The organism is Bartonella fuyuanensis (assembly GCF_014197255.1).
GTDB classification, from domain to species: domain Bacteria; phylum Pseudomonadota; class Alphaproteobacteria; order Rhizobiales; family Rhizobiaceae; genus Bartonella; species Bartonella fuyuanensis.
In genome coordinates this window covers 71,967-90,548 of sequence record NZ_JACIFE010000005.1, presented here as the reverse complement: position 1 = coordinate 90,548, position 18,582 = coordinate 71,967, and the positions used below count along the sequence as shown (strand labels likewise).

Sequence of the window (18,582 nt, the reverse complement as noted above, 5' to 3'; positions counted from 1 at the left end):
AGTCAGCTTTATTTGATGAATACCACGTTAGCGAGTTATTTTGGTGGTGGGGCTGGTTATGAGAATGGTCAGTGGATAGCTCCAAGCTTTAAGGTATTGAGCTTTAAAGAGGATGGAAGTTTTGAGGAGACGAGTTATGATAATGTAGCCGCAGCTTTTGCTGGTGTGAATCGATCTTTCACGAAGCTTCATCATGAGCTTTCGGACGATATTGAGCAGAATGCGCTGTTGTGGAGTGAAGCGGATGAAGCATTTGTAGCCCTTCATGGAAAAGGGCCAGATAAGCATAATAGCAAGCTCAGTCATCTTGTTGATGGAGATATTTCGTCTGGTTCGACGGAAGCGATCACGGGTAATCAGTTGTATCAGTTGAGTCAAACGTTAGCGAGTTATTTAGGCGGTGGAGCGAGCTATCAGGGAGGTCAATGGACAGCTCCTCAATTCCAAATAACACAGTTCAAGAGCGATGGGAGTTCTGCTGACAGTAAGATTTATGATAATGTAGCAGGAGCATTTGAAGGCGTTAATGGAAGTTTGTCAGGTATCAACGATCGTCTTAATAATGTAGCTGAGAGTGTTTCGTCGAACGGTTTGCATTGGAATGCTGATTTAGGAGGCTATGATGGTCGTCATAATGGAGCAGATAGTAAGATTACGCATGTAGCGGATGGTGAAATATCAGAAGGTTCGAAAGATGTTGTGAATGGAGGCCAGCTTTGGGAAACGAACCGGAAAGTAACTGCGGTTGAACAGCGTGTAGAAAGCCTAGATCAACATGTTAAGGATGTTGAAAGTGCTGTTACGAGCGGTGCTGTTAACTATGATAAGAATGATGATGGCAAGAAGACGAATAAGATTACGCTGGTTGGTGGTAATGAAAGTGATCCGGTATTGATAGACAATTTAGCGGAAGGTCGGGTTGAAAGTGGTTCGAAAGAAGCGGTTACTGGAGGTCAATTACATGATTATATGGATCAGCAGATGAAGATAGTACTTGATGATGCGAAGAAGTATGTGGATGAGCAAATCAATGATATAATCAACGACGGCGTTAGTGAGTCTAAAGCATATACAGATATGAGGTTTGAGACGTTAAATTATGCCATTGAGGATGTTCGCAAGGAGGCAAGACAAGCGGCTGCTATTGGCTTGGCTGTTTCTAACTTACGTTATTATGATATACCAGGATCTTTAAGTGTCTCATTTGGTAGTGGTATGTGGCGCAATCAATCTGCTTTTGCTGTTGGAGCTGGTTATACTTCTGAAGATGGAAATATTCGCTCGAATGTATCTATTACAAGTGCTGGAGGCCATTGGGGTGTAGGAGCTGGGATTACTCTGAGGTTGAAATGATAATAGAAAAAATGATTATTATTATAAAAAATAGAGGTATGTTAGTGCTGTTTATCCTTGCCTTAATAGGCAAGGGTGAAAGCTTTGCTAATGAGAGTAATAATATTTATACAGTTCATCCACCTCATTTATCTATACCTAAAGGCGAACCAGGTGAAATACGTCGAATTATTATGCAGTTTTATGACTGGACTTTAATTTGTGATGAAAAACAAAATCTTAAGCTTAAGCAAGGTATATGTAATGTGACACAGACTGTTCATGATCAAGAGGGAAATACTATTTTTAGTTGGTCTCTTGTTTCTACGACAAATGGTCAAGCAGTGATGCTTTTTCGAACATTGCCAAATTCTGATATAAATGTTCCAGTGCAAATGTTTGTGAAAGGTGTAAAAAAACCTGTTCTTATTCATTATACGCAGTGTAATGAAACGGTTTGTTTGGCGCAATCACCTGTAGGGCCGGTTCTTACTAAACAAATAGAGCAGGACAATACAGTACGTATTTCCTATAAACTTAAAGAGGGAAAGGTATTTTCTTTTACTGTGCCATTTAAAGGGTTAAACGCAGCACTTAATTCTTTTCATCCTTAGAAATTCATCCAGAGTTTTAGCAAGAGTTATTTTTCATAAATCGCTTTGTTATATTTTTGAATGTAAATTATTAGGGTCAAACAAGGTAGAGAGGTGATTTGTTCAAAAAATGGTAATTTTATGAAGTTACAATCACCATAAGTGCTTTATCTAATAGAAAATTAGATTAGAGTTTTTTATAAATCTTAAGTTGTTAGCGATAAAAAGTGATTAGAAGTACTCAGTTTTAAATAAATAAAAATATGATTTGCTTACATAAGGTGCAGGCTAAGCTCTTTTTTAGAGTTTCATATGAATTTTTAGAACGGTTTAATTAAGCATTCATATTTTTCAATTGAAATGATATAATAACAAGTGGATTTATAGTTCTAGAGAACCCTGTGAACGGCAGTTGTTTTTTGTATTCACAACATAACGGCTACCGTAATTGCGTTTTCTAGGCCCATAAAGCTTTTATTCTAGCATAATCAAAGCCATTTTGTTATATATAATAAATAAGGCTTGTGTCTGGAGAATGCGGTTGAAAAAAGAATTTCTTGTTTTATAAAATATATCAATGTATAGGTTGTTGCAGCCTTAAGCGTTAGCAAAGAATATGATAACGCTGGTTTTCTAAAGTAGAAGTATCCTTTATAATTGATGCAAACTTACAAAAAATTATACAAAATCTGAATGATACTAGCGTCGAAAGTTTCGATGGTAAGAAAAGGGAGAATGGTTTCTTGTATTGTTTGATGTCACATTATTGCTTTATTTAGGGATGAGCAGAAGAATCTTCACGTTTATTTTATTGGAGGAAACATTTAAGAAATAAAAGAAATGACTCCATTAAATTATGGTTCAAAAGAGTCAAAGCAGAAAGAATCATACGGTACAAAAGCAAAATATTTGTATGATCAGTATGGGAAATAAAAATAACCATTCTGCACTGTCACGAACAAAGATATATTCTATCCTTCTTGATGTAAAGAGAAAACAAAAAGAAGATATTGTAAACAGAGACAGGTTTTAATTCAATCGGAGGCAGTTTTAGAATTTCATAGTCAAACAATGATAGATGTTCAAAAAATAAAAAAACGCCAAACACCTTTTCTTCGACGGTTCTCTCAAATAAAATCTCCACCTCTTTATGTGGAGCTCGATTTGGGAACGAATAATTTTTCGTCTTCTTATCTCATTTCCTAGTAAACTTGGGTATTTTTGTGTTGTTGATGCTTTTTCTCATATTATACGATTGGGAGAAGGTTTAATAAATAATGGTTTTCTTAAGATAAGACACAAGGGATTGTGCGATTGAAGCATTAAAGATTTGTCATTTAAAGCTAAAACAAAGGCATATTAAGCGTTATCGCTTGATTACAACGGAAGCGTGCTGTTCAGTAGAAAATGGTAGACATTTTATTCAGCATGTTTTAGATGAAACGAGTCTTGAATTAGAAATTATTGATCGACAAACAGAGGTTCGTTTTGCTGTTACAGGATGCAGTGCACTTGTTGAATCAAATACTCAGGCAATTGTATTTTTTGATATTGAGGGAAGATCATTAGAAATTGTGCTCCTTGATGTTCCTCAAAAGCGTTTTTTTTGTTTAGCAGGGCAAATTACTACTTGGAATTCTCTTCCTGTTGGTGTTGTTATGTTTGCTGAGCGTTTTGGAGAGGGTGATATTAGTTTAGACGATTTTGAAAAAATGAAAAGTTATGTGTGAGGATTGTTAAGTAAATTTTCAGATTGTCATAAATTAGAAGAGTTAGCGCAAGGATCAAAATTTCATATTTTGGGAACCTTTGATATGGTTATGACTTTAGCAAGGATGTATCTGAATTTAGAGCGTTATGATAGAAGAAAAAATGGATGGCATTTGGATGGATGCTGCAGAAATTACTCTTATGACAAAGCGTTTATTGTCATGGGATATAGAAAAGCATGTCATAAATCTTTTTATTGGGCGAGCGAGAGCAGATTTAGTTTTAGCTGATTGTGCAATTTTAGATGTTATTCGAGAAATTTGACCAAGTCAGCGTTTAAGAGTTTCTAATCGTGGATTAAGGGAAGGAATTTTGATAGAGCTGATTTTATGCGATGGTGTATGGTGTCAGCATAGAAAAAGCAGAGAGTTCAAGCGTTAGAGAATTAAATGTGGAGACAATGAACAACGATGAAAAAAATAACAAAACCCCCAACGGGTGGCTATGGAGGTTCAGGGTCACATGAATTATATCAGCGCGTAAAAAAGAAAGCAGGAAGTATTAAAGCTTCGTCACGACGATGGTTAGAGAGGCATTTGAATGATCCTTATGTTCATCAATCAAAAGTAGATGGTTATCGTTCGCGCGCGGCTTATAAACTCATTGAAATTAATAAGCGTTATAAGTTTTTGAAAAAAGGTCAAAAGGTTATTGATCTAGGGGCAGCACCTGGGGGATGGTGTCAGGTCGCTGAGGGTATAGTGGGATCAAGTGATGAAAAACCTAATGTTGTTGGCATTGATTATTTGCATGTTGATCCATTGCCTAGAGTTGCAATGTTGGAAATGGATTTTTTGCATGCAGATGCACCGCGGAAATTAATTGAAGCTTTAGGAACAAAACCGGATGTAGTTCTTTCTGATTTGGCAGCGCCAACAACAGGTCATCGTCAGACGGATCATTTGAGAACGATTTATTTATGTGAAGTTGCGGCTGATTTTGCTCTCTCGGTTCTCAAGCCTGGGGGGCATTTTTTAGCAAAGGCTTTTCAAGGAGGGGCAGAAAACGCTCTTCTTGCGATATTAAAACAGCATTTTAAAAAAGTCTGTCATGTTAAACCACCCGCAAGCCGATCAGAATCGGTGGAGCTTTATCTTCTAGCACTTGAATTTAAGAGAAAAACAACGCTACAAAGATAGCACTTTTAAAAGAAGGCTTAACTTTACTTCCGTATTTAAATTTGATGATTTTTTTAAAAGAGCTATCAGCGATATTTAGAGTTTTTTGTTATCAATGATAAAAAAATAGTAAAATTAATATAGAAAGATTGATTCCTCAGTGAGTGCTTCCAATGAAGTTTCTTGATCAAGCTAAAGTTTATATTCGTTCTGGTAATGGAGGTTCTGGGGCAGTGTCATTTCGCCGTGAAAAATTCATAGAATTTGGGGGACCTGATGGAGGGAATGGAGGACGGGGGGGAGATGTTTGGGCTCTTGCTGTTGATGGGCTTAATACGTTGATTGATTATCGCTACCAACAGCATTTTAAAGCAAAAACAGGGAGCCATGGCAAGGGGCGTAATATGACTGGTGAAAAGGGTGATGATATCTTCCTTAAAGTTCCGGTTGGAACACAAATTTTTGAAGAAGATAATACAACGTTAATTTGTGATTTAACGGAAGTGGGACAACGTTATTGTCTTGCAAGAGGAGGAAATGGTGGTTTTGGCAATCTTCATTTTACAACACCTACAAATCGGGCACCACGTCGTGCAAATCCAGGTTTGGCTGGAGAAGAGCGCGCGGTGTGGCTTCGTTTGAAGTTAATAGCTGATGCGGGGATTGTTGGTTTACCCAATGCTGGAAAATCAACATTTTTAGCTTCTGTGACGGCTGCAAAACCAAAAGTTGCAGATTATCCTTTTACCACTCTACATCCTCATCTTGGTGTTGTGCGTATTGATGGTCGCGAATTTGTTTTGGCTGATATTCCGGGATTAATTGAAGGAGCTCATGAAGGTGTGGGAATTGGAGATCGTTTTTTAGGACATGTAGAACGTTGTCGTGTACTCCTTCATTTGATTTCTGCTCAAGAAGAAGATGTAGCAAGAGCCTATCAAATTGTGCGTAATGAACTTGCAGCCTATGGAAATAATCTAAGTGGTAAGACTGAAATTGTAGCTTTAAGCCAGATAGATGCTCTCACTCACACAGAGCGTAAAATGAAACAGGAAGCTTTGCAAAGAGTAACGGATCAACCTGTTATGATGTTTTCTGCGGTTAGTCGCGAAGGTTTAAAAACTGTGTTGCGTGCTGGTGCTCATATTGTTGAAATGTCGCGCAAAGAGGAGATCGGTAGGGATAGCAGGATTCATTAAGATGGTTGTTGGATTGCAAAAACTCACACACTATAAACGTATTGTCGTCAAAATTGGATCTGCACTTTTGGTTGATCCTCAGACAGGATTACGGGTTAAATGGCTTAAAAGCTTAGTCAGCGATGTTGTTGGATTGCACAAAAAAGGTGTAGAGATATTATTGGTATCTTCAGGTGCTATTGCTTTAGGCAGGACATTGCTACAGCTTCCTAAAGGAGCTTTGAAATTAGAGGAGAGTCAGGCGTGTGCTGCTTTGGGACAAATTGAGTTAGCGAAAGCCTATGGTGATACACTTGCACAACATGGGCTCAACACAGGTCAGATTTTGCTTACTTTATTCGATACGGAAGAGCGAAGACGTTATCTCAATGCACGTGCGACGATTAATGTACTTTTACGTTTTGGGGCAGTGCCTGTTATTAATGAGAATGATACTGTTGCAACAAATGAAATTCGTTATGGTGATAATGATCGTTTAGCTGCACGTGTAGCAACAATGATGGGGGCAGATCTTCTAATACTTTTATCTGATATTGATGGTCTTTATACGAAATCTCCTCATTGTGATCCAACGGCTGAATTTATTCCTTTTATTGCATCAATTACGCCTGATATAGAAAAAATGGCAGATGTTACTGCTTCAGAGTTTTCACGGGGAGGGATGAAGACCAAGCTTGATGCTGGAAAAATAGCCAATGCTGCTGGAACGGCTATGATTATTACCTCAGGCAAGCGCATGAATCCTCTTGCGGCAATTGATAAAGGTGAGCGCAAGAGTTTTTTTGCGGCTGGTGAGAAATCTGTGAGTGCTTGGAAAACATGGATTTCTGGTCATTTAGATCCATCTGGTATTTTGATGATTGATCAAGGAGCAGTCCAGGCCCTTGAAGTAGGAAGATCATTATTAGCTGCGGGAGTTATTGCTGTTGAGGGAAATTTTCATCGTGGGGATACAGTTGCAATTGTTGATACAAATGGGGTTGAGATTGCGCGTGGACTTGTAAATTATGGCAAAGATGAAGCTGTACGCATTATAGGACATAAAAGCGAAGAAATTGAATCTATTCTTGGCTATGAAGCACGCTCAGCTATGGTGCATCGTAATGATATGATTTTACGCTGTTTGACCAATTCTATTTAAAAAGTTACTTTTTTGTTATTTCGGCAGAGTGGATGATATAATGATTTTAGAAAAACAAATGAGGGATATAGGACGAAAAGCACGCCATGCTGCTTCAGCATTGGCAGTTGCTTCTTCTGAGCAAAAGAACGATGCATTGGAGATGATCGCTTTAAGTTTAGAGGCTCAGTCAGATGAAGTTTTACGGGCGAATTGTCAGGATTTAAAGAATGCTGCTCAGAATAATTTGAAAGCTGCAATGGTTGATCGACTTAAATTAGATGATTTGCGTTTACGTGCCATGATAGATAGTGTTCGCCAAGTTGCTCGTTTAGCTGATCCTGTTGGGCAGGTCATGAGTGCTTGGACATGTCCAAATGGGCTTCATATCAGTCGTGTAAGAACACCTCTTGGTGTGATTGGTATTATTTATGAAAGTCGACCAAATGTTACAATTGATGCGAGTGTTTTGTGCTTAAAAGCTGGAAATGCTGTGATTTTGCGTGGTGGTTCGGATAGTTTTCATTCTTCACATGCTCTTCATTCAGCATTAGTACAAGGTTTAGAGCGCTCTGGTTTATCTAAAGATGCTATTCAAATGGTTGGAACGACAGATCGAAATGCCGTTGGGGAAATGCTCAAAGGCTTGGATGGAGCGATTGATGTGATTGTGCCACGTGGTGGAAAAAGCCTTGTTGCCCGTGTTAAATCTGATGCTCGTGTTCCAATTTTTGCCCATCTCGAGGGGCTTTGTCATATTTATATTGATAAATCGGCAGATTTAGATATGGCGCGCAATATTGTTTTGAATGCAAAGTTACGTCGGACAGGTATATGCGGTGCTGTTGAGACAGTTCTTATTGATAGACAGGCATTAGAAAAGTTTATTCCTGTTTTAACTGCTTTACAGGAGAAAGGGTGTGAAATCCGTGCTACAGAAGATATTGCGTTTCTTATGCCAGATGTAAAATTGGCCTCTGAAGGAGATTGGTCGCATGAATATCTTGATGCTATTCTTTCTGTTAAAACGGTTGAAGGGGTTGAGGGAGCTATTGCTCATATCAAGCGTTATTCATCAGAACATACGGAATCGATTATTGCTGAGGATTTGGAAGTGGTGAAGATTTTTTTTAATCATTTAAATTCAGCTATTTTATTGCACAATGCATCTACACAATTTGCTGATGGGGGTGAATTTGGTTTTGGAATGGAAATTGGTATCGCAACAGGAAAAATGCATGCACGTGGTCCCATAGGTGTTGAACAATTAACATCATTTCAATATCATGTTAAAGGAAATGGTCAGGTTCGAGCTTGAAAAATTCATTTTTTCCATGGAAAAATCGTATACCACATGTTGAAAGATTTAATGTTGTAGGTCTTTTTGGTGGTTCTTTTAATCCGCCACATGCGGGGCATCTTCTCGTTGCAAAAATTGCTATTTGGCGTTTGCATCTTGATCAGTTATGGTGGATGGTTAGTCCAGGGAATCCTTTAAAGGATTGTACACAGTTACTTCCTCTAGAAGAGAGAATGCGATTAAGTTTTAAACTTATTGATCATCCGAAAATTCGCTTAACAGGTTTTGAAAAGACTATAGGTAGCAAAGTATCAGTTGATACAATTTCTTATATTCTTACCCATTCCAGTGGAGTAAATTTTGTATGGATTATGGGGGCAGATAGTCTTACAACGATTCATCATTGGTATCGATGGCGTGATATTGTCTCTATGCTTCCTATTGCAATTATTGATCGCCCTTTAGGCAAGAAATCAGCACTCTCTTCACCTATGGCACATATTTATCGCCGGTTTCGTTTGGATGAAAAAAAAAGTAAGCGATTACCTTTTATAAAACCGCCAGTTTGGACTTATTTGCATGGACCTTTATCTTTTCAATCTTCAACCAATCTCCGTTTGAAAAAGAATGATTTTTCTTGAACAATTTATAAGATTCTGCTTCTTTTCAAAGAAGTCTCTTGTTACATTCCTCAACGATAAGAAAGGATATTGATCTGAAAAACGTTATCCACAAACACTCTTCCAATATGAGTCCTTTAAAAGAAGGAAAAGTTTTTTCTGTTAATGAGAGTCTTGAAATTATTCTCAAGAGTTTAGAGGATACAAAAGCAGAAGATATTGTTGCTATTGATATTCAAGGAAAGTCATCTTTAGCTGATTATATGGTTATAGCTTCAGTACATTCGCAGCGTTATCTATCTTCTGTTGCTAATCATTTATTACGTACTTGGAAAGACAGTGGGCAAGGTTTTGCGCGTGTAGAAGGATTTGCTGGAGGTGATTGGGTATTGATTGATACAGGTGATATTATCATTCATCTTTTTCGTCCGGAAATTCGCCTTTTTTATAATTTAGAAAAAATATGGATGACACCGGATCTAAACAATACACCATCAGTTCTTTTGGAAGATCATTAAAATGCAAATTTCTATTTTTGCTGTTGGTCGTATGAAAAGTGGGGCGGAGAAAAAATTGGTTCAGCATTATTTGGATCGTTTTTCTAAAAGTTCTGGAGCTGCAGGATTTCATTTGAAAACGTTATACGAAATACCAGAAAGTCGTGCGCAAACAGCGTGTCAGCGGATGGAAGAAGAGGGGAGAAGGCTTATTGAATTTTTACCTGAAAAATGTCAATTAATCGTGTTAGATGAACGAGGAGAGTCGATTTCTTCGGCTGCTTTTTCTGAAAAATTGAGGTTTTATCGTGATGAAGGCATCCGAGATGTCATCTTTGCTTTAGGAGGTCCAGATGGGCATAATGAACAGATAAGAAACCGTGCTGATTTTCTTTTATCTTTTGGTTTTATGACGTGGCCACATCAAATTGCACGTATGCTTCTTTCAGAACAACTTTATCGTGTTGTAACAATTGTAAATCACCATCCATACCATCGGTTTTAATATTTTTGTGCAACTTTTAGTTTTTATTTATATATTTATTAATATTGTTTTAGCTGACACCATTTAAAGCATCTCTAATGTCTACAATGAGGTGTAATGGTTGGGTAAATGAAAAAGCTTCTTCATAAAAAGATGCGCTATTTATATGGAGAATGCGTGATATGTGTTGTACTGCTCTTGAGCGTATTTGTTTGCTTTTCTGTATTGTATGCGGGAGATACAATGAGCAATATGGAGGTACATAAAGAGCTAGAAGAAATACGCCAAAATATTTCACTTTCGCGTGAACGTATTACTTTTCTTACGCGTCAAGTTGAGCATTTAAAAAAAGATCAACGTGTTTTAAGTGATGCACTTATAAAGGCTGCTAAAGAAGAACGTACGGTAGCCGATGATATTGCTAAAAGAGAAGAAAAGCTAAAAAAAATGATAGAAAAGCGGGCACAAGTTTATCAAACTTTAAAAGGTCGTCGCAATGAATTTGCAGAAGTTCTCGCAGTCTTGGAACGTATAGGATTAAATCCACCTCCTGCTCTTATAATACAGCCAGAGGATGTATTAGCTTCTATGCGTAGTTCTGTTTTATTAGGCACTATTATTCCTCAGATACAAGAAAAAACACGAGATTTAACAGAAAAATTCGAGGAATTGACCAATTTGAGCAATTCCATTACTATGGAGTATACTGCATTAAAGACAAAATTGCAAAATCAAGCAGAGCAGCGAAAACGTTTAGAGCTTTTATTGGATAAAAAAAACAAATTACAAAAAAAATCAGTAAAAGAGCTTATAGAACAGCAACAAAAAAATGTTGCTCTTGTTAAAAAAGCGCAGTCTTTGGAAGAATTGATTTTAGAGCTTGACCATCAGTCAAAATTTAGTTCTGATTTATCAATACAGGTACAGAAAAGTTTACAATTGTTAGAACAGTCGAATTTTGAAAGCCGTAAAGGTTCTTTACTTTTTCCTGTTTCAGGAAAATGGATTCGATCTTCTCATAAGAATTTGCAGATTACGCGCTTTGGTGAAACAATAGAAACAGAGTCAGGGGCTGTTGTTATATCACCTGCAGATGCTTTTGTTGCTTTTGCTGGACCGTTTCGTTCTTATGGACAGTTAATCATTCTCAATGTAGGCAATGGTTATCATATCATTCTTACGGGAATGTCGAGAATTAATGTAAAACAAGGGCAGTTTGTTCTTTCAGGTGAGCCTCTGGGTATGATGGAGATGCAATTTATTGCGAATAGTGTTGCATTGGATATAGGCAAAACCTCTCCAATGCTTTACATTGAGTTTAGAAAGCAGGGAAAACCTATAAATCCAACTCCTTGGTGGCAGACTGAAAAAACGAGAAGGAGCCAAAATGATTCGTAAAGTTATTCTTTTGGTCGCTGGGGCATTGCTCGGCGCCAGTTCAATGGTTATGGTGCAGTCTGTTGCTGCAAATAATGAAGGTGATGCGTATAAGCAGTTGGCCATATTTGGCGATATATTTGAGCGTGTGCGGATGCAATATGTGACGGTTCCAGATGATAAAAAGCTTATTGAGAATGCTATCAATGGTATGCTCACATCGCTTGATCCTCATTCATCTTATTTGAATGCTGAAGAAGCCAAAGACATGCGGGATTCTACGAAAGGAGAATTTGGGGGGCTTGGTATTGAGGTTACTATGGAGAAAAACTTAATTAAAGTTGTTTCTCCTATGGATGATACACCTGCTTCAAAAGCGGGTATCTTATCAGGAGACCTTATTTCAAAAATCGATGATGTACCAACAAATGGTCAAACATTAAATGAAGCTGTTAATAAGATGCGAGGCACTCCTGGCACACCAATTACGTTGACAATTATTCGCTCTGGTGTTGATAAGCCATTTGAGATCAAGATTGTTCGTGATATTATCAAAGTGAAAGCGGTGAAATATCGCGTTGAGGGTGATATTGGATATTTGAGAGTTATCCAGTTTTCTGAGCAAACATTGGATAATCTTCTAGCAGCAATTAAAGATATTCAGTCTAAAATTCCCGAAGATAAGCTAAAAGGTTACGTCCTTGATTTGCGGCTTAATCCGGGTGGGCTTTTAGATCAAGCTGTTAATGTTTCGAGTGCTTTTCTTAATAAAGGTGAGATTGTGTCAACTCGTGGGCGTAAAAAAAGTGATGTAACGAGATTTGATGCGAAACCAGGTGATGTTATCAATGGAAAACCGCTCATTGTTCTCATTAATGGTGGTTCAGCAAGTGCTTCTGAAATTGTTGCAGGTGCACTACAAGATCATCGTCGTGCAACAATTTTAGGGACGCAATCTTTTGGTAAAGGTTCTGTTCAAACAATTATTCCTTTGGGTGAAAATGGAGCTTTACGCTTAACAACAGCACTTTATTACACTCCATCAGGTATTTCTATTCAAGGAACGGGGATTACTCCTGATATTATTGTAGAGCAACCACTTCCTGAAAAATATAAAGGTTATGATGTAAAAGTTGGTGAGTCTGCATTAAAAGGTCATATTAAGGGGAAACGGGAAAGTAATAAAGGATCTGGTTCAGCTGCGTTTGTTCCAAAAGATTCTAAGGATGATATTCAATTGAATGAGGCGTATAAATTGTTACGAGGTGAAATGGCAAATGCAGCATTCCCACCAGATCCCACTAAGGATATATTAAAATGAGAAAAGATATGGACAGTTTACGCTTTTGAGGAATCTTGGATGGGTGCAGGTATTAATTTGAAGACTCTTCCTTATCGCAAATGTGTTGGGATTGTTGTTTTTAATCATGAGGGTAAAGTTTGGATTGGGCGTCGTTTAATGACAGCTGTTCCTATAGATATTGAAATATCTCATCGTTGGCAGCTTCCTCAAGGAGGAATTGATGAAGATGAAAAACCATTAGATGCAGCATATCGTGAACTTTATGAAGAAACAGGTATTCGATCTGTAAAGTTGATTAAAGAAGCAAAAAATTGGTTCCACTATGATTTTCCACAAGAACTTGTTGGGTGTACATTAAGCAATAAATATCGTGGGCAAAAGCAGAAATGGTTTGCTTTCCAGTTTACGGGAGAGCTTTCTGAAATTGCGATTAATCCACCGCCAGATGGCAATAAAGCGGAATTCGATCAATGGAAATGGATTGATCTAGAAAATCTTCCTTTGATTGCTGTTTCTTTTAAAAAGCATGTTTATATGAAAGTTGTCAGTGAATTTCGAGGTAGCCTTAGATCATTATAAAAGCTATATGATTGTGAGAAAGCTTTTGTTATTAAGATGCTTTATGTTATTTGTGAATAATGAACATGTTTCTCTTTTTGTGTAAAGAACAGGAATATAAAATGAAAAGGTTATTTAATTTATTTATAGTTTGTACTCTCTTGAGTATTTCATCCGTTACATTTGCAATAAGTTCAACTCCTTCTGCATCGAAAGATGTAGCGGCGACATTGCCAAATGGTGCTTCTTCTTTAACTGAAACTTATGGCTTGTGGACTATTAACTGTAGTATACAAGAGGGAAAAAAAGTTTGCTTTATGCACCGTCAAGAAGTGAATGAGCAAGGACGTGTTGTTGTGGCTATGAGCCTTATTCTTAATGCTGAAGGTGTTGTATCAGGTAATTTAACCATTCCTTTTGGCATTTTGGTTTCTAAACCTGTTCGTTTACAAGTTGATGAAGGAAAAGCTGTTATTGAAACTGGTATCAGGACTTGTGTACCAGCAGGTTGTTTGGTGCCGGTTGTTTTTGACAAAAACCACGTAGCAGCTTTACGTGCGGGAAAGCAATTTAAACTGGCGATGACAATTGCTGCTCCAGGTGAACCACCTTTAAATGATTTATTCATTCAGCTGAATGGTTTTAGCAATGCCCTTAACCGTTTAACTGCTTTGCAAAAATAATTTTAAAAATAAAAGCGGCCTTTTGGGGCCGTTTTTTAGTTTGTGTGTTTTTTATGTATTGATAATTAAAACAATGAGATTTAAAATTAATCCTGTAAAGAATATTCAAAGTTTTCAAAGTTTTTAAAGTTTTCGATTATTTGTCATTTCTTTTATTTTTCATGCGCTACTTTTAATTTTGATATTGGTTTTCTAACTTTATTGTTATTAAATAGAGAGATAAAGAATTTGGATATCTGGTTTTTATTCAAAAAATAATTTTGAAATATAAAACCATTGTTTGATACATAGCTTTACTTTAATGAAGATTTTCTACACGCACTTTTGTTTCCTTGATTGAAAGGGATAACGCACGGTTTATGCATTGCTTCGAGTGATTGATTTGATCTTTATATTGATATTTTAATCGTTAGTGTCATTTTTTCTTGGCTTTATGTCTTTAATATCATAAACTTGCGCAATCGCTTTGTTATTTTAATAGGAAACTTTCTAGATTACTTGTGTTTTAAGCCGTGTTCAGCGAATTTTACCAAATTTTGGAACAATTGATATTTCATCTATTGTGGTGTTCCTTATTATTTATTTCATTCGTACTTTCATGTGGAACACTTACGCAAGTATGTAGCTATGGAAATGTTACTTGAGGAGAATAAGTGTTTTATCAAGTTGATAAAGATAGCTTGGTTTTGTTCGTATATCTTATTCCCAGATCATCTGTTGACAAAATAATAGGGATTGAATGTAAGGATGGTAAGAAACAATATCTGGTTATACGTCTTCGGGCTATTGCTGAAGATGGAAAGGCAAATAAAGCTCTTATTAAATTTCTTGCAAAGCAATGGAAAATTCCTTCTTCTTCTATTTCTCTGGAAAGGGGTGAAACATCTCGCTACAAAAAACTGTATTTTTCTACACATTTAGAAGAACTAAAGCAAACATGGCAGTCCTTCAGAGATTTTATCTTGTAGAAAAATACATAATAAAGCCTATAAAAAACAGGCTTTATTTTATTAAAATCGTTATATTTCTTTATTATTTTCAGCAGCTTTCTTAATCAATTCATAAGCAAAGCCTTTATCACGCCACCCTTCAATTTTGGCCCATTTTCCAGGTTCTAGATCTTTGTAATGTTCGAAGAAATGTTCAATTTGTTTGAGTGTAATTTCGGGTAGGTCTGTATAGTTATGAATATTGATATAGCGTTTTGTTAATTTTGGAGTGGGGATGGCAATAATTTTTTCATCTTTACCCCCATCATCTTCCATTATCAGAGCACCGATGGGGAAAACATTGATTACACAACCAGGAATAAGTGGACGGGTATTACAGATAAGGACATCAATAGGATCACCATCATCTGAAAGCGTATGAGGGACAAATCCATAATTTCCCGGATAGATCATCGATGTATGAAGAAAACGGTCAACAAATAATGCACCTGATTTTTTATCCATCTCATATTTTATTGGTTGCCCACCAAGAGAAACTTCCACAATAACATTAACATCTTCTGGTGGGTTTTTACCCACGGGTATTTCCTTAATATTCATAGAGATATCCTTTCTAGAATAAAGCGAGAATCAATACAATCAAATCTTTTACCAAAGAGATTATGAAATTAACTGGAAATTGATGCACGCGTTTTTTCAAAACGTTTACGTTCATTGGGATCAAGATAGAGTTTGCGGAGGCGAATATTTTTAGGGGTTACTTCCACAAGTTCATCGTCTTGTATCCACGATAGGGCACGTTCTAATGTCATTTTAATGGGAGGTGTTAATTTTACTGCTTCATCTTTTCCGGAAGCGCGCATATTGGTGAGTTTTTTTCCTTTTAATACATTGACTTCTAAGTCATTATCCCGTGAGTGGATGCCAATAATCATACCCTGATAGACTTTCACACCGGCATCAATGATCATAGGTCCACGATCTTCAAGATTAAAAAGAGCATAAGCGACAGATTCACCGTTGTCATTTGAAATCATAACACCATTAACACGACCAGAAATGTCCCCTTTATAAGGTTCGTAAGCGTGAAAAAGGCGATTCATAATCGCTGTACCACGTGTGTCTGTTAAAAGTTCGGATTGATAACCAATTAGTCCCCTGGTTGGCGCATAAAAAACAAGGCGGACACGATTACCTCCAGAAGGACGCAATTCCACCATTTCGCCCTTACGTTCAGACATTTTTTGTACAACAGTACCGGAATATTCTTCATCAACATCGATAACAACTTCTTCGATTGGCTCAAGAGTTATTCCATTTTCATCTTTTTGCATAACAACACGTGGACGTGAAACACTAAGCTCAAATCCTTCACGGCGCATATTTTCAATAAGAACTGCAAGCTGTAATTCTCCTCGTCCAGAAACGTAGAAAGAATCTTTCTCAGCTGATTCTTCAATTTTAAGAGCGACATTGCCTTCTGCTTCTTTTAACAAACGATCACGGATGACTCGGCTTGTTACTTTATCTCCTTCAGTTCCTGCAAGGGGACTATCGTTAACGAGAAAACTCATAGTAACAGTAGGAGGGTCAATTGGTTGAGCAGTAAGAGGATCATTAACTGTAGGATCACAGAAAGTATCAGCAACGGTACCTTTTTGTAAACCTGCAATTGCGACAATATCACCAGCATTTCCTTCTTCAATAGGTTGTCGTTCTAGACCACGAAATGCTAAAATTTTTGAAATACGTCCAGTTTCTAAAAGCTTTCCATCTTGCCCAAGAATTTTGACATTTTGATTGGGTTTTAGAGAGCCAGAATGAATACGTCCTGTAATAATTCGCCCCAAAAACGGATCTGCTTCAAGAATAGTTCCAATCATGCGGAATGCTCCTTCTACCACAGTAGGAGAAGGAACATGCTGCGTTACAAGATCAAATAAAGGACTCAGTCCTTGATCTTTTGGACCATCAGGGGCTGCTGCCATCCATCCATCGCGTCCTGAACCATAAAGAATGGGAAAATCAAGCTGTTCATCGGTTGCATCAAGAGCAGCGAAAAGATCAAAAACTTCATTAATGACTTCATCAACGCGTGCATCAGGTCGGTCAATTTTATTAATCGCAACAATGGGGCGCAAACCTACTTTCAATGCTTTGCCAACGACAAATTTTGTTTGTGGCATTGGTCCTTCAGCAGCATCAACTAGCACAATTGCTCCATCAACCATGTTTAGAATGCGTTCAACTTCTCCACCAAAATCGGCATGTCCTGGTGTATCAACAATGTTAATTCGAGTATCTTTCCAAACAACAGATGTTACTTTCGCTAGAATTGTAATTCCACGTTCTTTTTCAATATCGTTTGAATCCATCATACGTTCGTTTGTACGCTGATTATTACGAAAATTTCCTGATTGCTTAAGAAGTCCGTCTATAAGCGTTGTTTTTCCGTGGTCAACGTGGGCAATAATGGCAATGTTACGCAATTGCATAAATTTTCTTCTTTTCGTTTAAAGAAATTTCATTTGAGGCAAAGTCTTTACATTCTTTGTCTAACTATTAAAGAGCCTTTTACATGTTTTTTTATAATTTTGGAAGATAGAGGTAATATTTTTAGGGCAAAAGTTTTCACCCAAGTTTTTAATGCTTTATTGAGCGTCAATTGGTGCAGTTTCGTAAAAGAACTTTTATAGGATGGGTGTATTTTGTTCTCGAAGTAAGAATTGCGCATAAATTCTCATCAGTTTGATCTTTATGAATATGATATAAGAAATTTATATGAACGTTTGTAAGAATTAAGTAAAAGTTTTTGCAACGAGCTTGAAAAATTCAGAGTATCTCTCTAATTCATAACGAATCTATTAATGACTTTATAGTCTTTATTATTCGAATGAAGCTTTTATTTTTTATGGAGCTTTTAAATCACTATCCAGATTTAATACAAGCGCATATTTGAGGTAAATATTGCAACGATTAAGAATTTTATAAGAAGTTCTAGCTTTTATATGTCAGATAGGAGCAAGGCATTGCGTATATCTGTTTGATTTATTTATGAGATTGGAATGCAGCCTTGTTTAGAAAGATATGAGGTACCCAAAGGAAAGTTCCCATCTTGACTGTTATTTTTAATTCGATTTTATAGCTTCAAAAGCATTTAAAGAGATACATTTTAAACTATGGATCTTAGTATATTGTTTTACACTTTTGCTTACCATACTCTCCAATGAAGTTATACTTATAAGTAAAACAGAACACTATTGATTTGCTAATTCACGAGATTTTTTTAAGAAACCTTTCTTCAAAGCACTTAAGCTCATTTCACGATGGCACCTGCGAATGGTATAACGATAGAGCCATTAACCACTTCCATCTTTACGTTTGTGAAGAAGTAAGCCAGCGCCCTCGTTATATTTGCTAACTTCTAATATTACAACAACCCTTGCATGAAGACGACTCATAAGAAGCATTTTTAACCCTTTCTTATACAGGGCTCACCCACATATCAGTTTTGTTTATGATATGCAAGAAGATAACTTTAATTAAATCAATGAAAAATTCACAATAAGATAATTTTACAATATTTGGAAGTTATTATTCAATATAAAAAATGATAAAACAATATCCTATCTATGAAGCGGTATGATAAAAAATAATAGAGCTTGTTTTCTTATAGGA

At 36.8% G+C, this 18,582-nt stretch carries 16 protein-coding genes and 2 pseudogenes; 16 read left to right on the top strand and 2 right to left on the bottom strand.

Annotated elements, in window-relative coordinates:
• The 16 genes and pseudogenes from GGR08_RS03670 to GGR08_RS03595 all read left to right on the top strand — a co-directional run.
• On the top strand, positions 1–1,353 hold a 1,353-nt coding region (locus GGR08_RS03670), incomplete at its 5' end, for a Vomp family autotransporter (RefSeq protein WP_183194034.1).
• A complete protein-coding gene (locus tag GGR08_RS03665; protein ID WP_183194033.1) occupies positions 1,350–1,946 on the top strand; it encodes an invasion associated locus B family protein in 597 nt (198 codons plus the stop codon). The genes GGR08_RS03670 and GGR08_RS03665, both read left to right, overlap by 4 nt.
• A gap of 819 nt (positions 1,947–2,765) precedes the next feature.
• Positions 2,766–4,076 (top strand): annotated as a pseudogene (locus tag GGR08_RS03660) (Ppx/GppA phosphatase family protein).
• Between the two features lie 29 nt (positions 4,077–4,105).
• A complete protein-coding gene (locus tag GGR08_RS03655) occupies positions 4,106–4,834 on the top strand; it encodes an RlmE family RNA methyltransferase (protein WP_183194032.1) in 729 nt (242 codons plus the stop codon).
• 152 nt (positions 4,835–4,986) lie between these two features.
• Entirely contained in the window at positions 4,987–6,012 is a 1,026-nt protein-coding gene (obgE, locus tag GGR08_RS03650) for a GTPase ObgE (protein ID WP_183194031.1), read from the top strand.
• Between the two features lies 1 nt (position 6,013).
• Positions 6,014–7,153 carry a glutamate 5-kinase gene (gene proB / locus GGR08_RS03645; protein ID WP_183194030.1) on the top strand — a complete coding sequence of 380 codons (1,140 nt, stop codon included), beginning with the start codon at positions 6,014–6,016 and terminating at the stop codon, positions 7,151–7,153.
• Between the two features lie 40 nt (positions 7,154–7,193).
• Positions 7,194–8,450, top strand: a complete 1,257-nt coding sequence (locus GGR08_RS03640; protein WP_183194029.1) for a glutamate-5-semialdehyde dehydrogenase — start codon at positions 7,194–7,196, stop codon at positions 8,448–8,450.
• 29 nt (positions 8,451–8,479) lie between these two features.
• Complete coding sequence (locus GGR08_RS03635) at positions 8,480–9,073, top strand: nicotinate-nucleotide adenylyltransferase (protein WP_183194040.1); 594 nt, start codon at positions 8,480–8,482, stop codon at positions 9,071–9,073.
• A 107-nt stretch (positions 9,074–9,180) separates the two neighbouring features.
• A complete protein-coding gene (gene rsfS, locus GGR08_RS03630) occupies positions 9,181–9,570 on the top strand; it encodes a ribosome silencing factor (protein ID WP_183194028.1) in 390 nt (129 codons plus the stop codon).
• Position 9,571: 1 nt separating this feature from the next.
• Positions 9,572–10,054, top strand: a complete 483-nt coding sequence (gene rlmH / locus GGR08_RS03625; protein WP_183194027.1) for a 23S rRNA (pseudouridine(1915)-N(3))-methyltransferase RlmH — start codon at positions 9,572–9,574, stop codon at positions 10,052–10,054.
• Positions 10,055–10,186: 132 nt separating this feature from the next.
• Positions 10,187–11,431: a murein hydrolase activator EnvC family protein gene (locus tag GGR08_RS03620; protein ID WP_183194039.1), complete on the top strand. Its 1,245-nt coding sequence runs from the start codon at positions 10,187–10,189 to the stop codon at positions 11,429–11,431.
• Positions 11,421–12,731, top strand: coding sequence for a S41 family peptidase (locus GGR08_RS03615; protein ID WP_183194026.1), 1,311 nt, complete (start codon positions 11,421–11,423; stop codon positions 12,729–12,731). Before GGR08_RS03620 ends, GGR08_RS03615 begins: the two co-directional genes overlap by 11 nt.
• A 39-nt stretch (positions 12,732–12,770) precedes the next feature.
• On the top strand, positions 12,771–13,292 hold the full coding sequence (locus GGR08_RS03610; protein WP_183194025.1) for an RNA pyrophosphohydrolase: 522 nt from the start codon (positions 12,771–12,773) through the stop codon (positions 13,290–13,292).
• A 101-nt stretch (positions 13,293–13,393) separates the two neighbouring features.
• Positions 13,394–13,954, top strand: coding sequence for an invasion associated locus B family protein (locus GGR08_RS03605; RefSeq protein WP_183194024.1), 561 nt, complete (start codon positions 13,394–13,396; stop codon positions 13,952–13,954).
• A gap of 364 nt (positions 13,955–14,318) precedes the next feature.
• A pseudogene (locus GGR08_RS03600) lies at positions 14,319–14,579 on the top strand (YggT family protein).
• Between the two features lie 28 nt (positions 14,580–14,607).
• Positions 14,608–14,922, top strand: a complete 315-nt coding sequence (locus GGR08_RS03595) for a DUF167 family protein (RefSeq protein ID WP_183194023.1) — start codon at positions 14,608–14,610, stop codon at positions 14,920–14,922.
• 51 nt (positions 14,923–14,973) lie between these two features.
• On the opposite strand, the gene ppa is transcribed toward GGR08_RS03595, so the two are convergent.
• Positions 14,974–15,504 carry an inorganic diphosphatase gene (gene ppa / locus GGR08_RS03590; RefSeq protein ID WP_183194022.1) on the bottom strand — a complete coding sequence of 177 codons (531 nt, stop codon included), beginning with the start codon at positions 15,502–15,504 and terminating at the stop codon, positions 14,974–14,976.
• Positions 15,505–15,572: 68 nt separating this feature from the next.
• Positions 15,573–17,399 (bottom strand): translational GTPase TypA, encoded by a 1,827-nt coding sequence (gene typA, locus GGR08_RS03585; RefSeq protein ID WP_183194021.1) that lies wholly within the window; start codon positions 17,397–17,399, stop codon positions 15,573–15,575.
• Positions 17,400–18,582 lie beyond the last annotated feature (1,183 nt).

Coding starts and splice junctions, on each gene's coding strand:
- GGR08_RS03640 (WP_183194029.1), top strand. CDS start 7,194: ATGATTTTAGAAAAACAAATGAGGGATATAGGACGAAAAGCACGCCAT.
- ppa (WP_183194022.1), bottom strand. CDS start 15,504: ATGAATATTAAGGAAATACCCGTGGGTAAAAACCCACCAGAAGATGTT.
- proB (WP_183194030.1), top strand. CDS start 6,014: ATGGTTGTTGGATTGCAAAAACTCACACACTATAAACGTATTGTCGTC.
- obgE (WP_183194031.1), top strand. CDS start 4,987: ATGAAGTTTCTTGATCAAGCTAAAGTTTATATTCGTTCTGGTAATGGA.
- GGR08_RS03620 (WP_183194039.1), top strand. CDS start 10,187: ATGCGCTATTTATATGGAGAATGCGTGATATGTGTTGTACTGCTCTTG.
- typA (WP_183194021.1), bottom strand. CDS start 17,399: ATGCAATTGCGTAACATTGCCATTATTGCCCACGTTGACCACGGAAAA.
- GGR08_RS03615 (WP_183194026.1), top strand. CDS start 11,421: ATGATTCGTAAAGTTATTCTTTTGGTCGCTGGGGCATTGCTCGGCGCC.
- GGR08_RS03605 (WP_183194024.1), top strand. CDS start 13,394: ATGAAAAGGTTATTTAATTTATTTATAGTTTGTACTCTCTTGAGTATT.
- GGR08_RS03655 (WP_183194032.1), top strand. CDS start 4,106: ATGAAAAAAATAACAAAACCCCCAACGGGTGGCTATGGAGGTTCAGGG.
- GGR08_RS03665 (WP_183194033.1), top strand. CDS start 1,350: ATGATAATAGAAAAAATGATTATTATTATAAAAAATAGAGGTATGTTA.
- GGR08_RS03610 (WP_183194025.1), top strand. CDS start 12,771: ATGGGTGCAGGTATTAATTTGAAGACTCTTCCTTATCGCAAATGTGTT.
- rlmH (WP_183194027.1), top strand. CDS start 9,572: ATGCAAATTTCTATTTTTGCTGTTGGTCGTATGAAAAGTGGGGCGGAG.
- rsfS (WP_183194028.1), top strand. CDS start 9,181: ATGAGTCCTTTAAAAGAAGGAAAAGTTTTTTCTGTTAATGAGAGTCTT.